The organism is Acidiphilium sp. MT5 (genome assembly GCF_054767495.1).
This window is the reverse complement of the sequence record NZ_BAABMR010000030.1, coordinates 1-5,612: the sequence shown is the minus strand read 5'-3', so window position 1 is coordinate 5,612 and position 5,612 is coordinate 1. Positions and strand designations below refer to the sequence as shown.

The 5,612-nt window shown below is 62.2% G+C and carries 5 protein-coding genes; 4 read left to right on the top strand and 1 reads right to left on the bottom strand.

What is annotated here, in order from left to right; all coding sequences use genetic code 11:
- The coding region (locus ACYUCQ_RS16060; RefSeq protein WP_460255564.1) for an adenylate/guanylate cyclase domain-containing protein at positions 1 to 1,536 on the bottom strand (1,536 nt) is incomplete at its 3' end.
- Between the two features lie 400 nt (positions 1,537 to 1,936).
- Here ACYUCQ_RS16060 and ACYUCQ_RS16055 point away from each other — a divergent pair.
- From ACYUCQ_RS16055 to ACYUCQ_RS16040, 4 genes are all read left to right on the top strand, one after another.
- A complete protein-coding gene (locus ACYUCQ_RS16055; protein WP_460255563.1) occupies positions 1,937 to 2,254 on the top strand; it encodes a hypothetical protein in 318 nt (105 codons plus the stop codon).
- Entirely contained in the window at positions 2,251 to 4,473 is a 2,223-nt protein-coding gene (locus ACYUCQ_RS16050; protein ID WP_460255562.1) for an AAA family ATPase, read from the top strand. The genes ACYUCQ_RS16055 and ACYUCQ_RS16050 overlap by 4 nt, the downstream gene beginning before the upstream one ends.
- A gap of 145 nt (positions 4,474 to 4,618) precedes the next feature.
- Positions 4,619 to 5,428 carry a WYL domain-containing protein gene (locus ACYUCQ_RS16045; RefSeq protein ID WP_460255561.1) on the top strand — a complete coding sequence of 270 codons (810 nt, stop codon included), beginning with the start codon at positions 4,619 to 4,621 and terminating at the stop codon, positions 5,426 to 5,428.
- Positions 5,428 to 5,612: hypothetical protein (locus tag ACYUCQ_RS16040; RefSeq protein ID WP_460255560.1), on the top strand; the 185-nt coding region annotated here is incomplete at its 3' end. The genes ACYUCQ_RS16045 and ACYUCQ_RS16040, both read left to right, overlap by 1 nt.

The window sequence follows — 5,612 nt, the reverse complement described above, 5'->3', positions numbered from 1 at the left end:
ATCCAGCAGGCTCGCCACCAAATCCAGCACTTCCAGTGCCTCAATGTCTCGCCCCGCCAGCACCGCCTCCACGGCGGAAAGATCAAAACTGCCCGCAAACACCCCCAGCCGCCGGAACGCAATTCGCTCCTGCTCGCTCAGCAGCGCAAAACTCCAATCAATCAGCCCCCGCAACGTCTGCTGTCGCGGCAAATGGGTGCGCGCCCCACCCGTCAGCAGCCGGAACCGATCATTCAGCCGCGCCAGCAAATCCTTTGGCCGCATCAGCCGAATGCGCGCCGCCGCCAACTCAATCGCCAGGGCAATCCCGTCCAGCCGCTGGCAAATCGCAGCAATATCCGCCGCATTATCCGCCGCCAGCGCAAAGCCCTCTTGCACCAAATTGGCGCGCGCCACGAATAATTCGATACCGGCATAGGTCGCAGCATCCGCAACCGTCATCCCCGCAATCGCTTCCGGTTCCGGCACCGCGAGGGTGGGCAGAGCAAAACTTTTCTCGCCCGGCACCCCCAGCGGGCTGCGGCTGGTGGCCAGGATCGTCACACCCGGATTGCGCCGCAAAACCGCATCCGCCAGCGCCGCCGCCGCCTCAATCAAATGCTCGCAATTATCCAGAATAATCAGCATCGAGGCCCCGCGCAGCGCCGAGGCAAATTGCTCCGCCGCATTCCCACTGCCGTTCAGCGCAATATTCAGCGCCGCCGCCGCACTCGCCGCCACCTGCTCGCCCTGGCTCACGCCCGCCAGTTCCACCAGCCATACCCCGTCCGCATAGTTCTCCAGCGCCTCGGCAGCGCTCTGCAGCGCGAGCCGGGTTTTGCCAATCCCGCCAGGGCCCAGCACGGTCACCAGCTTGTGGCGCGCCAGCAGGCCGCGCACATCCGCCAGCGCGCCGTCCCGGCCAATCAGCGTGCTCGTCTGCTCGGGCAGATTATGCGGCCTGGCATTCAGCGTCCGCAGCGGCGGAAACCCTGTCGCCAATCCCGGCCCAGTAAGTTGGAAAATTTCTTCACCCTGGCCCAAATCCTTGAGCCGGTGCATCCCCAGGCTCTGCAGCGCATAAGGCTCCGGCACGCCACCGGCTCCCGCCCCCGCTGTTACTGACGCTGCCACCGCCGCCGAGACCAGAATTTGCCCGCCATGCCCCGCCGCCATAATCCGCGCGGTGCGCCCCAAAGTCAGGCCAAAATAATCATCATCCCGAAATTCCGCCGGCCCGGTATGCACGCCAATGCGGAATTTTAACCCGCCCACCGCCGCAAAATTTTCTCCGCCCAAGCGCGTCTGCAGTAAGGCTGCCGCCGTCAGCGCCGCCTGCACCCGCGCAAACACCGCGCAGCCACCATCGCCGGTGGTCTTGAACACCGCACCACCCGCTGCCGCCACCCCCTCGCGCAGCAGCGCATCATGCCGCGCCATCGCCGCCCCCATCGCCTCCGGATAGCGCGCCCAGCGCTGAGTGGAGCCTTCAATATCGGTGAACAAGAACACGTAATGCGTGTCCGCCCGCGCATTGATATCAATTAAATGATCCATCTGGCTCCCAGTCGGCGCGGCGGAATCGAATAATGCTCGCGCCACCATACTGGACGATTTATTGGGGAGGCAAACGAAAATGAGATATCTGTCGGGTATTCGCTCGCCATATAGGCAGGGCAACATGTCCGCACCGATGCCAACGCTGCGACCTGCAGCGATCGTGCCGGAGCGACCAGGAGCGAAAACCCGGAGGGGAGATTTGGCCGATATCACTGCGCCTGAAGCGCGGTATGACTTTCCGTCCGATGATATTTTCACAACGTCCAATTCTGACGTAATGGTATGCCATATATCTTGGCATGAAATAGCAATTTCTCCCCCGCCCGATCTCCTTGGAACCCGACTGATGGTCGCGACAGGATCATTCTGTCCGCAGTCCGGGTCGCAGGAGTTTTCGATGTTCAAAGCCTATGCCCCCTTTTTAATCCAATTTTCCCCGGAGGCCCGCGCCTTGCTCAACCAATCCATCTCAACCGTCGCGCCGATGGTGTTTCGCGCCGTCGCCGCGGCACAAGCTGGCTTTGATATTGCCCATCTGCCGGTTCGCATCGGCGACGATACATTTGCCGCCTCGTCGCGGATCATGCCGTCCGGCACGATTGTGATTGAGCTTGACGTCGCACCGCTGGGACTAATCCCCCGGATGGTGACCGGAGCGGCGCTGCGCAACGCCACCAAGATTGCGTTCGCGCGCGGCGGGAGGATTGCACGATGACCAGACGCTTTGTTGGTGGGCCGCGCGTGCACCTATTGGATGATAAGTTCGAGATTGATGATGGCACCGGCAATAACGCCGACGCCCGCAGTTTGCTGCTCTATGCGCTCAACGTGATGGGTGCAGTCGAACCGGCGTCGGATGAGGCGCAGGTGCTGGTCGGTTGGCTGGCACGCAACCGGCAAAAATTGGGTCTGAACGAAAAATTATTCACCGCGAGCGATACCGAACGGGGTGAACGGCACGGTAAGGACCGCGCCATCAGCAAAATCCGCTGGGCGGCGTTCCGACAGGCGATGCGAAAGCAGCTTGCTGCGGCTAAGTCGGCCAACAGCCCAATGGGCAGCCATTCGCTCGATGCCGGATTTGCCGCCATCAACGACGCGCTTGGGCTGCAGGGGCTTGATGCGGCGCTGTTCAGGTTAATCATATTGTATAAGCTGGATAGCCGGTTTGAGCGGCTGTTTGATGGATTGGCGTCGGCGCGCGGCCGTGCCCAAATCCTGCGGCGTTATCCTGATCTGTTCGCCTTATTGATTGGCGGCTCTCCGAACCAGATCAATGCGCGCTTTCGGGGGGATGCACCGCTGGTGGCCTCGGGCGCGATCCGGCTGGACGATGATGGCGACATCCAGATCGCCAGCCGATTGGTGACCCTGATCCACGCCTGCGCATTGGGACAGACCGATGTCCGGCGCGAACTGCTCGGCGCCCCTATGGTCGCGAAGCTGCCTTGGATCGCATTCCGGCATCTGGGCGCCGAAATCGAGATTGCGCGGCGGATCCTGCGCCAGGCGGTCGAATCAGGCAACGAGAACGGCGTGCATGTCTTGCTCTATGGGCCGCCGGGCACGGGCAAAACCGAATGCGCCGCCAGCCTCGCGGCCGAACTTGGGTTGCCGCTGCATGTGATTGGTGAACGGAGCGATAGCGGACGCGAACCATCACGCGGCGAGCGGCTTTCTGACTTGCTGCTGGCGCAGCAAATCGGCGCGATGGGCAAGGCGCTGTATCTATTCGACGAAGCGGAGGATCTGTTTCGGTCGAGGGGCTTCGCGCGTGAGCCGGACCCCAAAATTTTCGTCCACCGCCTACTCGAAACAGCGAAGGTGCCGATGATTTGGGCGGCGAACGATCTTGAAGCTTTTTCTCCGGCCGTGCTGCGACGCATGACCCTCTGCATCGAGGTGCGTTTGCCGCCACAGAACCGGCGCGCGGAGTTGTGGCAAGAACTCGCCGAGGCCGAAGGCGTGCCACTCGACACACCCACCGCCCGAAAGCTGGCCCGTCTGATCCCCTCGGCCCCATCCGTCGCGCGAACGGCGCTGCGGGCGACCCGATTGGCCAATGGCGATGCTGAGACCGCCGCCTTGGTTGCCACCGGCATGGCGCGTGCGATTGGGCATGGGTCGGTGCCGGCCCCTGAGCCCGAGACCGAAGCACTCTACGATCCGGCCCTAAGCCACGCCGATGGTGATCTGGCAGCCATCACCGACCGGCTGGCGCGGCCGGGGGCTGCGCGCAATGTTTCGCTCCTGCTGTCAGGCCCACCCGGCACCGGCAAGAGTGCGTTCGCCCGCCATTTGGCTGATCGAATGGGTTTACCCGTCTTGCAAAAGCGGGGTTCAGATCTGTTCGGTCCCTTTGTTGGTCAAACGGAGCAGCAGATTGCCGCCGCATTCGCCGAGGCGCGCGCAACCGGGGCGTTCCTGATCTTCGACGAAGCGGATAGTTTACTCCTCGACCGATCCGGCGCGCACCGGTCCTGGGAGGTTAGCCAGGTGAATGAGATGCTCACCTGGATGGAAAGCCACCCCCTGCCCTTCGCCTGCACCACCAACCTGCCGGATCGGTTGGACAAGGCGAGTTTGCGGCGGTTTCTGGTGCGGCTGAATTTTGCGCCCATGCGGGTGGACCAGGCAGCGCATTTATTCCGACGCACCTTCGGCACCGAGCCCCCGCCGGGCCTTGCACGGCTCGATCGACTGACCCCGGCAGATTTCAGCCGGGTGGCTCGCAAAGTCGCCGTGCTGGGGTTGCCGTCCGATCCTGAATCGCTCCTCGCTTTGTTCCTCACCGAACTGGACGGACGTGAGGGCACCGCCCGGCCCATTGGGTTTGGCGCGAGGGGACAACAAAACCGTGAACCACATAACGCACAGCCAAATGCGCCTTGCCCGACCGAAGCGGGCGGGGCATGCTTTGGCTGTGCGTTATGAACCTGCCACCCGATTAGTTCGCCTTGCGATGCGTTTGGCTGCCTCGCATGGCGGGTTATCGCTCGACGAAATGGCATCCGAGCTTGAGATTGGCCGCCGCACTGTCGAGCGGTTACGCGATCGTCTCGAGCAGATATTCCCTCAAATGCACTACACCGACGGCGATGACAGGGTGCGGCGCTGGCACCTGCCGCGCGGCAGCTTGCCCGTTCTGCCCGCGCAACCGGGCGTGATCACAACGCTGGAAACCTTGGCACGGGAATTATCAGGGCGCGGCGATGATGCGCGTGCAACCGATCTGCGTGACGCGGCGGCAAGCTTGCGGGCCATGATGGCGCCGGCAGCCCTCCGCCGTTCCGAAACCGATATCGAGGCATTGATGGAAGCGGAAGGCAGCGCAACCTCGCCCGGCCCGCGCCTGAAGCTCGATCGCACCTTGCTCGCCGACTTGCGCACCGCGATCCTCGGGATGAAATTGCTGCAGTTGAAATATCGCCCCGCCGAGGCGACGCGCGCGACCACGCGCAAACTCTGCCCCTACGGCATCCTCTATGGCCGCCGCGCCTATCTAATTGCCCACAGCCCGAGCGGTGCAGAAATGCGGCTCTGGCGGATCGATCGGATCAGCGATCTGCAGATTTTGCCAGAAAGCTTCGACCCGCGCCCGTTTGACCTCGCTTCCTATGCCGCCCAATCATTCGGGGTGTTTCAGGAACCACCGCAGGATGTCGTGCTCCGGTTCAAACCCGAAGCGGCAGAAGATGCAGCGGAGTGGATATTTCATCCGTCGCAAATTGTTGAACCCCAGGCCGATGGCTCGCTGATCGTGCGGTTTCGGTGCGGAGGGATGCGAGAGTTGGATTGGCATCTTTATACGTGGGGGGATGCGGTGGAGATCATTGCGCCGAAGGAAATGAAGGTTACGCTCCCCTTTTGCCATGAGGCCCCACGTTAATGGATCATATTGAGCATGCATTAGACAACGGATGTCCCGCACGTGACCAATTCAACCTTCGGGCCGAATTGCTCCCGCTTGATGATCTTGCAGCCTCAATACTTTTGACCAGCGGCCAGCAGGTAAGCGTCGTTTCTCTGACCTTGTTGAAAGACGCGTGTAGCGCGACTATGCGGCGGCTTGA